This window comes from Pseudomonas sp. HC1(2025) (assembly GCF_058742075.1).
In genome coordinates this window covers 4161232-4176362 of sequence record NZ_CP196017.1, presented here as the reverse complement: position 1 = coordinate 4176362, position 15131 = coordinate 4161232, and the positions used below count along the sequence as shown (strand labels likewise).

Genomic DNA, 15131 nt, shown 5'->3' with positions numbered 1-15131 from the left:
GCTAAGCGTCGTTGTTAGAACGTCTGCCCAAGATTCAGATACACCGCCTTCTGATTGTCATCATTAAACCCATAGCTGAAGTTCAACGGCCCCAGCGGTGTATCAAACCCGAGGAAGATGCTCGCGGCATTGATATAGCCACTGTCGAACTCATTGTCGTTGTTCCACGCCCGCCCGCGTTCCAGGGAGGCGCCCAGGTACAGCGGGAAGTCCAACGGCAAGTAGGAGCGTGGGGTCAGGCGGCGGTAGTAGACCGCGCGCATCAGGCTGACGTTCTGCCCGGAAATCGCATCCTGGCGGAACCCTGACAGCTGCCGCGCACCGCCCAGCAGGAAGCTGGAAATCACCACGTCGGAATCATCCAGGGTGCGCCCGTAGCGCCCGCCCAGTACCAGGGTGTCCGGGCCATGGCTCATGGCCTTGTCCAGCTTGAACTCCCATTGCCGGTAGCGCTGGTCGGAGCCCAGGCCCGGTTCGAATTCGCGGTAGGCCAGGCCAATATCTTCACCGGTATGGGGGAAGTACACGTTGTCCAGGGAGTCGAAGGAGTACTTCAGTTCATAGAAGCCCTCGTTGAAGCTCACGCTGGGCAAGTCGCGGTCGCCGATGCGCACATCGGCCTTGCCCCAGGCTTCGCCGACGCCGAAGCGGATTTCGCCGCTGTTGCCGATCTGCCGGCCAACGTTCAGGCCAAACCCATAGCGCTCCAGACGGTATTCGGAGATCGGGTCGTTATCCAGGATCAGTTCGACGTTCTGCGCCTGCGCGCTGATATAGGGTGCGACGAAGTAACGTGAGCCGGTATCCATCGGCTGGTAGAACTCACTGTACAGCTCCTGCCGATCGCCGATCTGCACCCTGGTGAGCCATTCGGCGCCAAGGCGGTTGATGCCGTTGACGCGGTAGCTGGCGCCGAGGTTGAACGCGCTGTCGCCGCGCATGTCATCGGACAGGTTGAGCCCCAGGCGCAGGTAGTCGGTGCCGCTGCGTTTGCCGCGCGCGCTGATGACCAGGGTGTTGTCCGGGCCTTTTTTCACCACGCGGTATTGCACCTGCTCGAAGTAATCCAGGCCGTATAGGGTGCCCATGTCCGATTGCAGGCGGGCCAGGTTCAGCGGCTCGCCAATAGGTTGGCGGATGTAGTAGCGGATCACGTCGTCGCCGACTTTCGAGTCGTTCTCCACCTTGATCGCGGTAATCGTCGGGTTGCGCTGGCCTGGGGTGCGGGCGGCGGTCAGTTCGGCGTCCACCGACCCGGTTGGGCGCAGGCGTGCCAGGCGGGTATCCAGGGCCCTGGTGGCGCGGTAGCCAGCGTCGATCATGTCCTTGGCGCGGCCAAAATCGGTCACGCCATATGCGGCCAAGGGTGGCTGGATCAGCACGTCGCCTGGGTGCAGGGCCTTGAGTTGTTCCTCGGAGTTGCGGCGGGTCATCAGGGTGATGGACTGGTTGAGCACATCCACCACCGTCGCCAGTTGCTTGCGGTTGCGCAACGGCGTGCCGATATCCACCACGATGGCGATATCGACTCCCATCTCCCGCGCCACATCCAGGGGGATGTTATCGGTCATGCCGCCATCCACCAGCAGCCGGCCGTCCAGTTCCACCGGGGCGAACACTGCGGGGATCGACATGCTGGCGCGAATCACTTGAGGCAGATGGCCCTTGCGAAACACCACTTTCTCGCCGCTGGTGATGTCGGTGGCCACCGCGCGAAAGGGAATCGGCAGCTTGTCGAAGTCGCGGGTATTGCTGCTGTGGGCGAACATGCTCTCCAGCAGCAGCGCCAGGTTCTGGCCTTGGATCACGCCCAGGGGCAGGCCCAGGCTGCCGTCGTCGCGAAAGCTCAGTTTCTGCTTGATCAGGAAGTCCCGGTCATCCTGCTTGCGCCGGAACGGCACGTCTTCCCTGGGCGGGGCGTCGGACAGCGCTAATTGCCAGTCGATGCTCAGTGCCAGTTTTTCCAGTTCGTCGATCTTGTAGCCCGACGCGTACAGCCCGCCAATCACCGCGCCCATGCTGGTGCCGGCAATCGCATCGATGTGGATGCCTTGCTCTTCGAGGGCCTTGAGCACGCCGATGTGCGCCAGGCCACGGGCGGCGCCGCCGGAAAGCACCAGGCCGATTTTCGGGCGTGGGGTTTCAACGGCTTGGGCAAGGACAGGGAGCAGGCACAGCAGCAGGCAGGACAACAGGCGGCGCATCATCAATCTCGGGGCTGGGCGGCAAAGGCCGGTATTATAGCCATCCGATCCACCTGTCTCGTCATCTCAGGAGTTCTTCATTTTATGTCCGCATCCAAGCCCGAGATTGTCATCACCTATTGCACCCAATGTCAGTGGCTGCTGCGCGCCGCGTGGCTGGCCCAGGAACTGCTGAGCACCTTTGCCGACGACCTCGGCAAAGTCGCCCTGGAGCCGGCGACCGGCGGGGCGTTTCGCATCACCTGCGACGGCGTACAGATCTGGGAGCGCAAGGCCGATGGCGGTTTCCCCGAGGCCAAGGTGCTCAAGCAGCGGGTGCGCGACCAGATCGCCCCAGAACGGGACCTGGGGCACAACGACCGGACTTCTTAGGCGACACTGCCGGCGCATGGCCGGCAGTGTGGGGTGGTTTATTTGGCGGCCATTTTATTCTTGATCCAGCCGACGACAAACGTCAGCACCAGGCCGCCGACACCGCCGCCGACGATATTGCTGCCCACGGCGGCAACATCCAGTGCGCCACCGGCTGGCATGCCAGTGATCGCCGCGACGATCTGCCCCAGCACCAGGCCGCCGACGCCACCGACCACCGTATTGAGCCCGGAGCCCAGGCCTTGCTTGCTCAGGCCGGCAATGTTGCCGCCGACTGCGCCACTGATGATCTGAATGATCAGGGGGATGAACATGTCCATGGTGAAACTCCTGCATAGCATTAAGGGAGCGACCACTCGCATGCAGCAACTTCAAGGACCACGGCTGTCGTCGAGGAGTCTGTATCCGTTGAACGACAGCTGACTGTTGCGGATAGGAAAAGTATAGATCAGGCCATGGCCGGCGGCTGTTTGGCCTTGGCCGGGCGGCTCATCAAGCCCGAGACGACGATGGCTGCAATGATCAGCGCGCCGCCCAGCAACATGCGCAGGGTCGGGGTTTCGCTGAACAGCAGCCAGGCTACGGTGATGCCATACACCGGCTCCATGGCGAACACCACCGCGGCGGTGCGCGCCTTGAGCACCTTGAGGCTGGCGACAAACAAACTGTGGGCCAGGCCGGTACAAAACACCCCCAGCAGACCGATCCACAACCAGTCCAGGGCACGTACCTCGCCAAGGCCTGGAGCGGCGACGGGCAGCAGGCACACGGCGACCACTACGTTTTGGCACAGGGCTGCCTGCACCGGGGGAATGCTGGCGCTGGCGCGGTTGTTCAACGAGAGCAGCGAGAACAGCAGGCCCGAGACCACGGCCCAGACCAGGCCGCTGGTGGCTTGGCTGGCCAGGTCGAAGTCCGGGGTGACCAGCACCAGGCCGACGCTGACCAGCACCACCAGTACCATTTCATTGGCGCGGATCCGCTCGCGGAAGATCAGGCCTTCAAGGATCACCGTGAACGCCGGGAACGTGGCGAACCCCAGCGTCGCAATCGCCACCCCCGCCACTTTTACCGCGATGAAGAAACTCACCCAGTGCCCGGCCAGCAGCAGGCCGCTGAGCAGCAGGCGCCGCAGGTCAGTGCTGTAGAGTTTTTGCCACGGTGTGCTGCTGGCAAAACGCGCGAACAGCACCAGGGCCAGCACCGCGAAAGCGGCACGGCCAAACACAATAATGCTCGGCGAGGCGGCGGCGAGTTTGCCGAAGACGCCAGTAAGGCCAAACATCAGTGCACCGATGTGCAGGGCGCCGAGGGCAGTGCGCGGGGTCATGACAATCCTTAAAGCAGTGGGCAGGCAGGCATCCAGTCTAGAGCGCCTGGCGCCTGGGTGTCTGTCGTGGGAATCGCCGGTTTTATCGCAGGACTAGCGCCCGTTGTCGAACCGGCGCAGGGCCCCGGGCGAGCTGCCGAACGCGCGCAACATCGCTGCGGCAAACGCACTTTGCGAACCGTAGCCAACCCGCGCGGCGATCTCGCCAATCGGCAGGTGGCTGTCGCGCAGCAAGCCACGGGCCATGTGCAGGCGGCGGTTGCGGATGTAGTCCATGGGGGTCAGCCCGCATTCGGCGATAAAGCGTGCGTGCAGGCGGGCGACGGACATATCCGCCAGCCGCGCCAGATCCGCGACCTGCAGCGGGTAGGCCGCATGCTGGTCGATATGGGCGTTGAATGCGCCATAGGGCAGGCGTCGCGCGCCGGCTTGAGCCTGCGGCTGGCCATTGAGCGTAGCCAATAACAGCACCGCGCCTTGCTGGGCGATCAGTGGGTCATCCAGGGCGCCGCTCGCCAGCCAGTTGACCAATTGGCCCTGGCGGGCATCCAGGGTCACCCGGGCCGGTTGGTCGAGCAGGCGGCGACTGGCATCCGCGTGCTCGCCCAAAGATTGCACCATCCACTGTTCGTCGGGCACATCCAGCACCAGGCATTGGCTGCCCCGGGGGCTGCCACAGCTGTGGTGGGTGGAGAAGGGCAGGACCATCACCCCTTGTGGGCAAATCTCGCCGCCCATGCCTTCGACCTCGAAATCCAGGCGGCCGGCCAGGCCGAACACCAGTTGCGCGTGGTCATGGCTATGGGCAATCAGGTCATGGGTGTAATGGCGCAGCGTGAGGGTCGGTCTCATCGCAATCTCCCGGGCAGGCCGGCAGTTTACACCGCCCGACGGGCGGGGGGGCGCTGTCATCTGACTGACGCAAGACTGTCATGGGCTATTAATTGCCCGGGAGCAAGCTGGCGAAAACACCCTCGAGGTATGCCATGACCAGCGCCGAGCTCGCCAAACCCAGCCGCAAGCAACGGGTTCGTACCCTGTGGATCTCCGACGTGCACCTGGGCACCCGGGACTGCCAGGCCGAACATCTGTCGCAGTTCCTCAAGGGCTACCATGTCGACAAGGTGTACCTGGTGGGCGATATCATCGACGGCTGGAAAATGCGCGGCGGCATGTATTGGCCCCAGGCCCATACGAACGTGATCCGCCGCCTGCTGACCATGAGCAAGCGCGGCACCGAGGTGATCTACGTCACTGGCAACCACGACGAGTTCCTGCGCCGCTATTCAAAGCTGATCCTGGGCAATATCCAACTGGTGGACGAAGCGGTGCATGTGACCGCCGATGGCCGGCATTTGCTGGTGATCCACGGCGACCAGTTCGACGTGATCACCCGCTACCACCGCTGGCTGGCGTTTCTTGGCGATTCGGCCTACGAATTCACCCTGACCCTCAACCGCTGGTTGAACCACTGGCGGGCGCGTTATGGATATGGCTACTGGTCGCTGTCGGCGTACCTCAAGCACAAGGTGAAGACAGCGGTGAGCTTTATCAGCGATTTCGAGGAAGCCATCGCCCACGAAGTGACCAAGCGCGAGTTGCACGGCGTAGTGTGCGGGCATATCCACCATGCGGAGATTCGCAAGGTGGGCGAGGTGGACTACCTCAATTGCGGGGATTGGGTGGAGTCGTGCACGGCATTGATCGAGCACTGGGATGGGCATATCGAGTTGTATCGGTTGGCGGATGCCCAGGCCAGGGAGGCGCAGGTCAAGGCCGAGATGGTTGCGGGCTGAGGATCGCCTCGGTCAAAAATGTGGGAGCGGGCTTGCTCGCGAATGCGGTGTATCAGTCAACATATCCATCACTGACCCACCGCATTCGCGAGCAAGCCCGCTCCCACATTTGATTCGGTTTCGTCAGTTGCGGCACACGTCTGCAATGGCCTCGGCCAGCAACCCCAGCCGCGTCTCATCAATCCCTGCCACGTTGGCCCGCCCGGAACTGACCATATACACGCTGTGTTTTTCCCGCAGCTGTTTCACCTGCTCGGCACTCAGGCCGGTGTAGGAAAACATCCCGCGCTGCACGCCGACATGGGCAAAGCGCTCAGACAGCCCGTGGGGCGCCAGCGCTTCGACCAGGCCCGAACGCAATTGCGCGATACGCGAGCGCATGCCTTCGACTTCGCTGCTCCACAGCTGCTTGAGCGCATTGTCACCGAGGATAGTCGCGACCACGGCGGCCCCGTGATCCGGTGGTGTCGACCACAGGTTGCGCGCGATAAACGCCAGTTGGCTGCGCACATCCAACAGTTTCTCGGCATCGTTGGCACACACGATCAGCGCGCCGACGCGGTCGCTGTACAAGCCGAAATTCTTCGAGCAGGAGCTGGTGATCAGCACCTCAGGCAGTTCATCGGCAAACAGGCGTACCGCCCATGCGTCCTGCTCCAGACCATCGCCAAAGCCCTGGTAGGCGAAGTCGATCAGCGGCAGCAACTGGCGCTCGCGCACGATCTGCAGCACCTGGCGCCAGTCGTCCTGGGACAGGTCGAAACCGGTGGGGTTGTGGCAGCAGGCGTGCAGCAGCACCACGTCGCCCTCGGGCACGGTGGCCAGGGTGGCGAGCATGGCCGGCACGTCCAGGCGGTTGTCACTGCCCACATAGGGGTAGTGGCTGACCTTGAGCCCGGCCTTGGCGAAGATGGTTTCGTGGATCGGCCACGTCGGGTTGCTCAGCCACACGCCACGGCCTGGCAGGCTGTGGGCGATGAAGTCGGCGCTCAGGCGCAGGGCGCCGGTGCCACCCGGGGTTTGCGTGGCGCCGGCGCGTTGTGCCTTGAGCAGCGCGGAACCTGCGCCCAGCACTAATTCGCTGATCAGGCGGCCGAAAGCCGGGTCGCCATGCCCGCCGATGTACGTCTTGGTGGTTTGCTGCTCGACCAGGCGCTGCTCGGCGCGTTTTACCGCCTGCAGGACCGGGGTCAGGCCCTGGGCATCCTTATACACGCCCACGCCCAGGTCGAATTTTTGCGGGTTGGCGTCCTTGGCATAGGACTCCATCAGCCCCAGGATCGGATCACCAGGCACCCGGCCAATCGCGGCGAAATGCATCACTTGCGGCCCTCGGCGTCCTTGGCCACTTCGTCGGTGCGCGCGGCCATGATGAAGTCGTTGCGGTGCAGGCCCTTGATCGAGTGGCTCCACCAGGTCACGGTGACTTTGCCCCATTCGGTCAGCAGGCCTGGGTGATGGCCTTCAGCCTCGGAGATTTCGCCCATGGCGTTGGTAAAGGCCAGGGCGAATTTGAAGTTCTTGAACAGGAATACTTTTTCCAGCTGCATCACGCCGTCGCGCACTTCGATGTTCCAGTCGGGGATCTGCTTGATCAGCACCGGCAGTTCTTCGTCGCTGACTTGCGGGGCGTCGGCGCGGCAGGCTTCGCAATGGGCTTGGTTCAAGGTGGTCATAAAGGTGTTCCTGAAATCGAGTATGTGGAATTCGGTTGCCAGTCGCGTCACCCTAAAGCAACGCGCGGCCAGGGAACAGGCTCACCTGGCCTTTAAAGCATCAGTTCAAGCCGCCTTGGGCTTGGGTGGGAACAGCGGCGCGTGCAGACCCAGCTGCATGCCGCGCTCGACCATGCCCATGATGTCTTCCTGCGCCACTTCGAACAGGCGCTTGAGGTTGGGCAGGGCGAAATACAGCGGCTGCAGGATATCGATGCGATAGGGCGTGCGCATGGCTTCCAGAGGGTCGAAGGCTTGGTGCTTGGGCTCATCCGAGAGGCAGTACACCGTCTCCTTGGGCGACGACAGGATGCCGCCACCATAGATGCGCCGGCCTTCGGGGGTGTCCACCAGGCCGAACTCGATGGTCATCCAGTACAGGCGCGCCAGGTACACCCGTTGCTCCTTGGTGGCCGCGAGGCCGAGCTTGCCGTAGGTGTGGGTGAATTCGGCGAACCAGGGGTTGGTCAGCAGCGGGCAGTGTCCGAAAATCTCGTGGAAAATATCCGGCTCTTGCAGGTAATCCAGCTCTTCGCGGGTACGAATAAAGGTCGCCACCGGAAACTGCTTGTTGGCGAGCAATTCAAAGAAGGTCTGGAAGGGGATCAGCGCCGGGACCCGCGCCACTTGCCAGCCAGTGGTTTCGGCCAGCACTTTGTTGATTTCGGCGAGTTGCGGAATACGGTCATGGGGCAGGCCGAGCTTGTCGATGCCGTCCAGGTATTCCTGGCAGGCGCGACCCTCGATCACTTTCAATTGGCGAGTGATCAGGGTGTTCCACACCGCGTGTTCTTCGGGCGGGTAGTGGATAAAACCTTGCGCATCGGGCTCGCGGGCCACGTAGTGCGTCTGCTTCATACGGCTCTCCTGCTAGGCATTCGTTCTTGTTATGTCCTGCTATGGGCTTATTGATACTCCGCCTGGCGGTGGATTCCACCTGCCACTAGGTTAAGGCTGTAGGAAAATTCACCGGTTTTCGTAAAGTATTCGTTACGGTTGGGTGGTTATGCACCCGGCATTGGGATTTTCGGGTTTGAAAAGGTCACTGTCTGTCACATAATCTTGACGACTATCTGCGTCCGGCGACAAAAAGACGCAGCCCGATCAGCCCTCCTACAACAAACCGGGCCTTTACATGCGTATCAAAGTGCATTGCCAGAACCGCATTGGCATCCTGCGGGACATCCTCAACCTGCTGGTGGAGTACGGCGTCAACGTGGCCAAGGGCGAGGTCGGCGGCGAACATGGCAATGCCATCTACCTGTACTGCCCGAATCTGGTGAATATGCAATTCCAGGCCCTGCGCCCGCAGTTCGAGGCGATTGCCGGGGTGTTTGGCGTCAAACGGGTAGGGCTGATGCCCAGCGAGCGCCGGCACATGGAACTCAACGCCTTGCTGGGGGCGTTGGAATTCCCGGTGCTGTCCATCGACATGGGCGGCTCGATTGTCGCGGCCAACCGCGCGGCGGCGCAGCTGCTCGGGGTGCGCGTGGATGAGGTGCCGGGCATTCCCTTGTCGCGCTACGCCGAGGACTTCGACCTGCCGGAGCTGGTGCGTGCGAGCAAGTCGCGGATCAATGGCCTGCGGGTCAAGGTCAAGGGCGACGTGTTTCTCGCCGACATCGCCCCGCTGCAATCGTCCGAGCATGACGACAGCGAAGCCATGGCCGGCGCCGTGCTGACCTTGCACCGCGCCGACCGCGTCGGCGAGCGTATCTACAATGTGCGCAAGCAGGAGCTGCGGGGCTTTGACAGTATTTTCCAAAGCTCCAAAGTCATGGCCGCGGTGGTGCGTGAAGCCCGGCGCATGGCGCCCCTCGATGCGCCCTTATTAATAGAAGGCGAAACCGGCACCGGCAAGGAACTGCTGGCGCGCGCCTGTCACCTGGCTAGCCCGCGCGGGCAGTCACCGTTGATGGCGCTCAATTGCGCGGGGTTGCCGGAGTCGATGGCCGAGACCGAGCTGTTCGGCTACGGCCCTGGTGCGTTTGAAGGGGCGCGGGCGGAGGGCAAGCTGGGGCTGCTGGAGTTGACGGCGGGCGGTACGTTGTTTCTGGATGGCGTGGGCGAAATGAGCGCGCGGTTGCAGGTGAAGTTACTGCGCTTTCTGCAGGACGGTTGCTTCCGGCGCGTAGGCAGTGACGAAGAGGTTTATCTGGATGTGCGGGTGATCTGCGCGACCCAGGTGGATTTGTCAGAATTGTGTGCCCGAGGGGAGTTTCGCCAGGACCTGTATCACCGGCTCAATGTGTTGTCGCTGCATATCCCGCCGCTGCGCGAATGCCTCGACGGGCTGCCGCCGTTGGTCGAGCACTTTATCGACCAGGCCAGCCGCCTGATCGGCTGCCCGCTGCCCAGGTTGGCGCCGGCGGCCATGGAGCGGCTCAGCCACTACCATTGGCCGGGCAATGTGCGGCAGTTGGAAAACGTGCTGTTCCAGGCGGTGTCGTTGTGCGAGGGCGGCACGATCAAGGCTGAGCATATTCGCTTGCCGGACTACGGCGTGCGTCAGCCGCTTGGCGACTTTTCCCTGGAGGGTGGCCTGGAAGAGATTGTCGGGCGGTTTGAAAAGGCGGTGTTGGAAAGCCTGTATGCCGAGCACCCCAGCAGTCGCTTGCTGGGTAAGCGCCTGGGCGTGTCCCACACCACCATCGCCAACAAATTGCGCGATTACGCAGTGCTCAAGGCCGACAAATAAACCCCTGACGCAACGGGATTAAAATGTGGGAGCGGCGGTGCGACGATTCGACTTGCTCGCGAAGGCGGTGGACCTGTGTCACTGCCAAGACCGGTGTTTGCCGCAACCGGCAGAACTCCGCCGTTTTTCCGACTCGTCCTGCCCCTGCAATAATCCTTGATACGCCCCAACCCCTTGCCCCACCTGCCTTTCCCTGACTTTTAAAAAGTTGGTGCGCAAATTGCTAAAGACTCCTCAGTACATCGGTGGGCGGCAAACGTCCGTCAGTAAGAGGAATGAGCGTGGACAAGTACCTTTATGTGGCAATGACCGGCGCCAGCCAGAATGCACTGGCGCAAAAGGCCCATGCCAACAACCTGGCGAACATTTCCACCAACGGTTTTCAGCGTGACCTGGAACAGGCCCGCTCGATGCCGGTGTTTGGTGACAGCTTTCCGGCGCGGGCGTTTGCCCTGACCGAGCGCCCCGGCACCGATTTTTCCCCTGGCTCGATGGTCGAGACCGGCCGTGACCTGGACGTTGCCGTCGGCGGTGACGGCTGGATCGCCGTGCAAACCCCCGATGGTGGCGAAGCCTACGTGCGTACCGCCAGCATGAATATCGACGCACTGGGCGTGCTGCGGGCCGGCAACGGTATGCCGATCATGGGCAATGGCGGGCCGATTTCGGTGCCGCCCGAGCAGAAGGTCGAAGTCGGCGAAGACGGCACCATCAGCATCCGCGCCATGGGCGAAGGCCCGCGGGTGATGGCTGAAGTGGACCGCATCAAGCTGGTCAAGCCGGACCTGGCCAACATGACCAAGGGCCTGGATGGCGCGATCCACACCAAGGACGGCCAGCCGGCGGTGGCCGATGCCAGCGTCAAGGTGAACTCGGGCTTCCTGCAGTCGAGCAACGTCAATGCCGTCGAAGAAATGACGGCGGTGCTGGCCCTGTCCAAGCAGTTCGAATTGCACGTGAAAATGATGAACAGCGCCAAAGAAGACGACCAGGCCATGACTCGCGTCATGCAGATGAGCTGATTGCAGCGCCACTGACTACTAATTTTGTAACGCGGCGCCAACAAACAGGCGCACGAAGGAGAACAGCATGCTTCCGGCTCTATGGGTTGCCAAAACCGGTCTGTCCGCCCAGGACACCAACCTGACCGTTATTTCCAACAACCTGGCGAACGTTTCGACCACGGGCTTTAAACGTGATCGCGCCGAGTTCCAGGACCTGCTCTATCAAATCAAGCGCCAGCCGGGTGCACAGTCGACCCAGGACAGCGAATTGCCGTCGGGCCTGCAAGTGGGTACCGGTGTGTCCATCGTCGGCACCCAGAAGAACTTCACCGCCGGCAACCTGCAACAGACCGGGCAGCCGCTGGACATGGCGATCAATGGCCGTGGCTTCTTCCAGATCCTGCAACCGGATGGCACTACGTCCTACACCCGTGACGGTACTTTCCACCTGGACTCTAACGGCCAGGTCGTGACCGCCAACGGTTTTGCCCTGGAGCCGGCGATTGTCGTGCCCAACGATGCCCAGACCTTCACGGTCGGCGCCGACGGCACCGTGTCCGTCACCATTGCCGGCAACCCGGCGTCGCAAGTGATCGGCAACCTGCAGACCGCCGACTTCATCAACCCGGCCGGCCTGCAAGCCACCGGTAACAACCTGTTCCTGGAGACCGCCGCCAGCGGCGCGCCGCAAGTCGGCACCCCGGGCCTCAACGGGTTTGGCACCACCCTGCAAAGCACCCTGGAAACCTCCAACGTCAGCACCGTGGAAGAGATGGTCAACATGATCACCACCCAGCGTGCCTACGAGATGAACTCCAAGGTGATCTCCACCGCCGACCAGATGCTTTCGTTCGTTACGCAGAATCTGTAATCCAGTCTATGGGGCGCTCATAAGGCGCCTGCAACACCGTGAGGGAAGGGTCATGAGTCGCTTTGTTTCTGTTCTGGCATTGAGTGGGATTGCCGTGCTCGCGGGCTGTGTCGCCCCGACGCCAAAACCCAATGACCCGTACTACGCGCCGGTGTTGCCGCGCACGCCGCTGCCAGCTGCCGCCAACAATGGCTCGATCTACCAGGCCGGTTTCGAACAGAACCTGTACAGCGACCGCAAGGCGTTCCGTGTGGGCGACATCATCACCATCACCCTGAACGAGCGCACCACGGCGAGCAAGAACGCCAACTCCCAGGTGGCCAAGAACAGCAAGACCGGCATCGGCCTGACCTCGCTGTTTGGCGGTGGCTTGAACACCAACAACCCCCTGGGCAGCGGTGACTTGAGCCTGGACGTGGGCTACAGCGGCGACCGTGCCACTAACGGCAGCAGCAAGGCCGGGCAGGGCAACAGCCTGGTGGGCTCGATCACGGTGACCGTGGCCGATGTGCTGCCCAACGGCATCATTGCCGTGCGCGGCGAGAAGTGGATGACCCTCAACACCGGTGACGAACTGGTGCGCATCGCCGGCATGGTGCGCGCGGACGATATCGCCACCGACAACACCGTGCCGTCCACACGGATTGCCGATGCGCGCATTACCTATTCGGGTACGGGTTCGTTTGCCGACGCCAGTCAGCCGGGTTGGTTCGACCGTTTCTTCCTTAGCCCGCTGTTCCCTTTCTAGGTGATCACTTTGAATCTCAAACAGCTGATGGCAGCGGTGTTGTTGCTCTCCCTGAGCGTTGCTGCCCAGGCCGAACGCCTGAAGGACATCGCCAGTATTTCCGGGGTGCGCACCAACCAGTTGATCGGCTATGGCCTGGTGGTGGGGCTCAACGGCACGGGTGACCAGACCACCCAGACCCCGTTCACCCTGCAGACCTTCAACAACATGCTCTCGCAGTTCGGGATCAAGGTGCCGCCAGGGTCGGGCAACGTGCAGTTGAAAAACGTCGCGGCGGTGTCGATCAGTGCCGATCTGCCGGCGTTCTCCAAGCCGGGGCAGGTGGTGGACATCACCGTATCGTCCATCGGTAACTCCAAAAGCCTGCGCGGCGGCACCTTGCTGATGACGCCGCTCAAAGGTATCGACGGCAACGTCTATGCCATCGCCCAGGGCAACCTGGTGGTGGGCGGGTTTGATGCCGAGGGTCGCGACGGCTCGAAGATCACCGTCAACGTGCCATCGGCCGGGCGGATTCCTGGCGGTGCCACGGTGGAGCGCACCGTGCCCAGTGGTTTCAACCAGGGCAACAGCCTGACCCTGAACCTCAACCGTTCAGACTTCACCACCGCCAAGCGCGTGGTGGACAAGATCAACGACATGCTCGGCCCTGGCGTGGCCCAGGCCATCGACGGCGGCTCGATCCGCGTGACCGCGCCGCTGGACCCAAGCCAGCGTGTGGACTACCTGTCGATCCTGGAAAACCTTGAGGTCGATCCGGGCCAGGCGGTGGCCAAGGTCATCATCAACTCGCGCACCGGTACCATCGTGATCGGCCAGAACGTCAAGGTGTCGCCGGCGGCCGTAACCCACGGCAGCCTGACCGTGACCATCACCGAAGACCCGATTGTCAGCCAGCCCGGGCCGTTGTCCGGTGGCCAGACCGCTGTGGTCCCGCGTTCGCGGGTCAATGCCCAGCAAGAAGCCAAGCCGATGTTCAAGTTCGGCCCCGGTACCACCCTGGATGAAATCGTACGTGCGGTGAACCAGGTGGGCGCGGCGCCCGGCGACTTGATGGCGATCCTCGAAGCCCTGAAACAGGCCGGCGCCTTGCAAGCCGACCTGATCGTGATTTGAGGTCATGGCCATGGACATGCGCAAGAGCGGTATCGCCAGCACGGCAGACTCGGGGTCTTACTCCGACCTGAACCGGCTTAACCAGCTCAAGTTCGGCGACAAGAACAGCGACGGCAACATGCGCAAAGTGGCGCAGGAATTTGAGTCGCTGTTTCTCAACGAGATGCTCAAATCCATGCGCTCGGCCACCGACGCCCTGGGCAAGGACAACCCGTTGAATACGCCGGCGGCCAAGCAGTATCAGGAAATGTACGACCAGCAACTGGCGGTCTCGCTGTCTCGCGAGGGTGGCGGTATCGGCCTGGCGGACGTTTTGCTGCGCCAGATGCAAAAGAACAAGCCGGTGGAAGGGCAGGCCTCGACGTTGCAGGGCCCGGACGCGATCGAGAAGAAAGTCGACGTACCCACGCCGATTGCCGCCGGCACCCTGGCGGATGGCCCGCTGGGCCGTTCCAATGGCCAGCGCGCGCTGTGGGCGGCGCGGGTCGAGGTCGCGCCACGGGCCGATGAAGGCACGCTGCGCAATGACATGGCCCTGATGAATCAGCGGCGCATCGCCTTGCCGAGCAAGCTCACCGATCGCCTGCTGGCCGGTATCGTGCCAGGTGTCGAGGCGCCGGCTGCTGCCAGGGCGGCGCCGCTGCGCAACAGCGCCGCCGAAGATGGCGTGATCAACGGTGCCGCGCGCACCTTTGCCGCCCGCGATTCGCGCATGCAGATCTACGGCCGCGCCGTGGCCCAGCCACCGCTGGCCCCGGCGAAAAAAGCCTTCACTTCCCAAGACGAATTTGTCGCCACCATGCTGCCCATGGCCAAGCAGGCGGCCGAGCGCATTGGCATCGACCCACGCTACCTGGTGGCCCAGGCCGCCCTGGAAACCGGTTGGGGCAAATCGGTGATGCGCCAGCAAGACGGCAGCAGCAGCCACAACCTGTTTGGCATCAAGGCCGGGCAGAGCTGGCAGGGCGCCCAGGCGCGCGCGATCACCAGCGAGTTTCGCAATGGCGAGATGGTCAAGGAAACGGCGCAGTTCCGTTCCTACGACTCGTACCAGGACAGCTTTCACGACCTCGTGACCCTGTTGCAAAGCAATGATAGATATCAAGAAGTTCTGAAGTCGGCCGATAACCCGGAACAGTTTGTACGCGAGTTGCAAAAAGCCGGTTATGCAACGGATCCGGACTACGCCAGCAAGATTTCGCAGATCGCCAAAACCATGAACAGCTACCAAAACTACGCTGCCGCTGGCGCATCCACTCATTTATAAGGTTTGAACC

Annotated in this window: 15 protein-coding genes; 8 read left to right on the top strand and 7 right to left on the bottom strand. The window is 62.5% G+C overall.

Going from position 1 to position 15131, the window contains the following annotated elements; translation table 11 throughout:
* Positions 1–14: 14 nt before the first annotated feature.
* Complete coding sequence (locus tag ACSSVH_RS18495; RefSeq protein WP_170042604.1) at positions 15–2204, bottom strand: patatin-like phospholipase family protein; 2190 nt, start codon at positions 2202–2204, stop codon at positions 15–17.
* An 84-nt stretch (positions 2205–2288) separates the two neighbouring features.
* Here ACSSVH_RS18495 and ACSSVH_RS18490 point away from each other — a divergent pair, with 84 nt between their 5' ends.
* Positions 2289–2576, top strand: a complete 288-nt coding sequence (locus ACSSVH_RS18490; RefSeq protein ID WP_169955898.1) for an Rdx family protein — start codon at positions 2289–2291, stop codon at positions 2574–2576.
* Positions 2577–2614: 38 nt separating this feature from the next.
* Here ACSSVH_RS18490 and ACSSVH_RS18485 read toward each other — a convergent pair whose 3' ends face one another.
* From ACSSVH_RS18485 to ACSSVH_RS18475, 3 genes are all read right to left on the bottom strand, one after another.
* The gene (locus ACSSVH_RS18485; protein WP_169955899.1) at positions 2615–2896 is read right to left on the bottom strand and encodes a hypothetical protein; all 282 of its coding nucleotides are present in this window, start codon (positions 2894–2896) and stop codon (positions 2615–2617) included.
* A gap of 128 nt (positions 2897–3024) precedes the next feature.
* Complete coding sequence (locus tag ACSSVH_RS18480) at positions 3025–3906, bottom strand: DMT family transporter (protein ID WP_432754485.1); 882 nt, start codon at positions 3904–3906, stop codon at positions 3025–3027.
* A gap of 93 nt (positions 3907–3999) precedes the next feature.
* The gene (locus ACSSVH_RS18475; RefSeq protein ID WP_492633582.1) at positions 4000–4758 is read right to left on the bottom strand and encodes a helix-turn-helix transcriptional regulator; all 759 of its coding nucleotides are present in this window, start codon (positions 4756–4758) and stop codon (positions 4000–4002) included.
* A gap of 134 nt (positions 4759–4892) precedes the next feature.
* On the opposite strand from ACSSVH_RS18475, the gene ACSSVH_RS18470 reads away from it, so the two are divergent.
* Positions 4893–5702 (top strand): UDP-2,3-diacylglucosamine diphosphatase, encoded by an 810-nt coding sequence (locus ACSSVH_RS18470; RefSeq protein WP_492633581.1) that lies wholly within the window; start codon positions 4893–4895, stop codon positions 5700–5702.
* Positions 5703–5825: 123 nt separating this feature from the next.
* Here the strand turns inward: ACSSVH_RS18470 and ACSSVH_RS18465 are convergent, their stop codons facing one another.
* The 3 genes from ACSSVH_RS18465 to phhA all read right to left on the bottom strand — a co-directional run bounded on the left by ACSSVH_RS18465 (position 5826) and on the right by phhA (position 8275).
* A complete protein-coding gene (locus ACSSVH_RS18465; protein WP_492633580.1) occupies positions 5826–7025 on the bottom strand; it encodes an amino acid aminotransferase in 1200 nt (399 codons plus the stop codon).
* The gene (locus ACSSVH_RS18460) at positions 7022–7378 is read right to left on the bottom strand and encodes a 4a-hydroxytetrahydrobiopterin dehydratase (protein WP_017134918.1); all 357 of its coding nucleotides are present in this window, start codon (positions 7376–7378) and stop codon (positions 7022–7024) included. The genes ACSSVH_RS18465 and ACSSVH_RS18460 overlap by 4 nt, the downstream gene beginning before the upstream one ends.
* Before the next feature lie 105 nt (positions 7379–7483).
* A complete protein-coding gene (gene phhA, locus ACSSVH_RS18455) occupies positions 7484–8275 on the bottom strand; it encodes a phenylalanine 4-monooxygenase (protein ID WP_099168095.1) in 792 nt (263 codons plus the stop codon).
* A gap of 277 nt (positions 8276–8552) precedes the next feature.
* Between phhA and ACSSVH_RS18450 the strand changes: the two genes are divergently transcribed.
* The 6 genes from ACSSVH_RS18450 to flgJ all read left to right on the top strand — a co-directional run bounded on the left by ACSSVH_RS18450 (position 8553) and on the right by flgJ (position 15121).
* A complete protein-coding gene (locus ACSSVH_RS18450) occupies positions 8553–10115 on the top strand; it encodes a sigma-54-dependent transcriptional regulator (protein ID WP_170042610.1) in 1563 nt (520 codons plus the stop codon).
* Between the two features lie 281 nt (positions 10116–10396).
* Positions 10397–11137 (top strand): flagellar basal body rod protein FlgF, encoded by a 741-nt coding sequence (locus ACSSVH_RS18445; protein ID WP_057438904.1) that lies wholly within the window; start codon positions 10397–10399, stop codon positions 11135–11137.
* Positions 11138–11204: 67 nt separating this feature from the next.
* Positions 11205–11990, top strand: a complete 786-nt coding sequence (gene flgG, locus ACSSVH_RS18440) for a flagellar basal-body rod protein FlgG (protein ID WP_057958870.1) — start codon at positions 11205–11207, stop codon at positions 11988–11990.
* A 52-nt stretch (positions 11991–12042) separates the two neighbouring features.
* Complete coding sequence (gene flgH, locus ACSSVH_RS18435) at positions 12043–12738, top strand: flagellar basal body L-ring protein FlgH (protein ID WP_032859002.1); 696 nt, start codon at positions 12043–12045, stop codon at positions 12736–12738.
* Positions 12739–12765: 27 nt separating this feature from the next.
* Entirely contained in the window at positions 12766–13854 is a 1089-nt protein-coding gene (locus tag ACSSVH_RS18430; RefSeq protein ID WP_169955967.1) for a flagellar basal body P-ring protein FlgI, read from the top strand.
* A gap of 4 nt (positions 13855–13858) precedes the next feature.
* Positions 13859–15121, top strand: coding sequence for a flagellar assembly peptidoglycan hydrolase FlgJ (flgJ, locus tag ACSSVH_RS18425; RefSeq protein WP_492633579.1), 1263 nt, complete (start codon positions 13859–13861; stop codon positions 15119–15121).
* Positions 15122–15131: the final 10 nt, after the last annotated feature.

Coding starts and splice junctions, on each gene's coding strand:
- ACSSVH_RS18495 (WP_170042604.1), bottom strand. CDS start 2,204: ATGCGCCGCCTGTTGTCCTGCCTGCTGCTGTGCCTGCTCCCTGTCCTT.
- ACSSVH_RS18490 (WP_169955898.1), top strand. CDS start 2,289: ATGTCCGCATCCAAGCCCGAGATTGTCATCACCTATTGCACCCAATGT.
- ACSSVH_RS18485 (WP_169955899.1), bottom strand. CDS start 2,896: ATGGACATGTTCATCCCCCTGATCATTCAGATCATCAGTGGCGCAGTC.
- ACSSVH_RS18480 (WP_432754485.1), bottom strand. CDS start 3,906: ATGACCCCGCGCACTGCCCTCGGCGCCCTGCACATCGGTGCACTGATG.
- ACSSVH_RS18475 (WP_492633582.1), bottom strand. CDS start 4,758: ATGAGACCGACCCTCACGCTGCGCCATTACACCCATGACCTGATTGCC.
- ACSSVH_RS18470 (WP_492633581.1), top strand. CDS start 4,893: ATGACCAGCGCCGAGCTCGCCAAACCCAGCCGCAAGCAACGGGTTCGT.
- ACSSVH_RS18460 (WP_017134918.1), bottom strand. CDS start 7,378: ATGACCACCTTGAACCAAGCCCATTGCGAAGCCTGCCGCGCCGACGCC.
- phhA (WP_099168095.1), bottom strand. CDS start 8,275: ATGAAGCAGACGCACTACGTGGCCCGCGAGCCCGATGCGCAAGGTTTT.
- ACSSVH_RS18450 (WP_170042610.1), top strand. CDS start 8,553: ATGCGTATCAAAGTGCATTGCCAGAACCGCATTGGCATCCTGCGGGAC.
- flgG (WP_057958870.1), top strand. CDS start 11,205: ATGCTTCCGGCTCTATGGGTTGCCAAAACCGGTCTGTCCGCCCAGGAC.
- flgH (WP_032859002.1), top strand. CDS start 12,043: ATGAGTCGCTTTGTTTCTGTTCTGGCATTGAGTGGGATTGCCGTGCTC.
- ACSSVH_RS18430 (WP_169955967.1), top strand. CDS start 12,766: ATGGCAGCGGTGTTGTTGCTCTCCCTGAGCGTTGCTGCCCAGGCCGAA.
- flgJ (WP_492633579.1), top strand. CDS start 13,859: ATGGCCATGGACATGCGCAAGAGCGGTATCGCCAGCACGGCAGACTCG.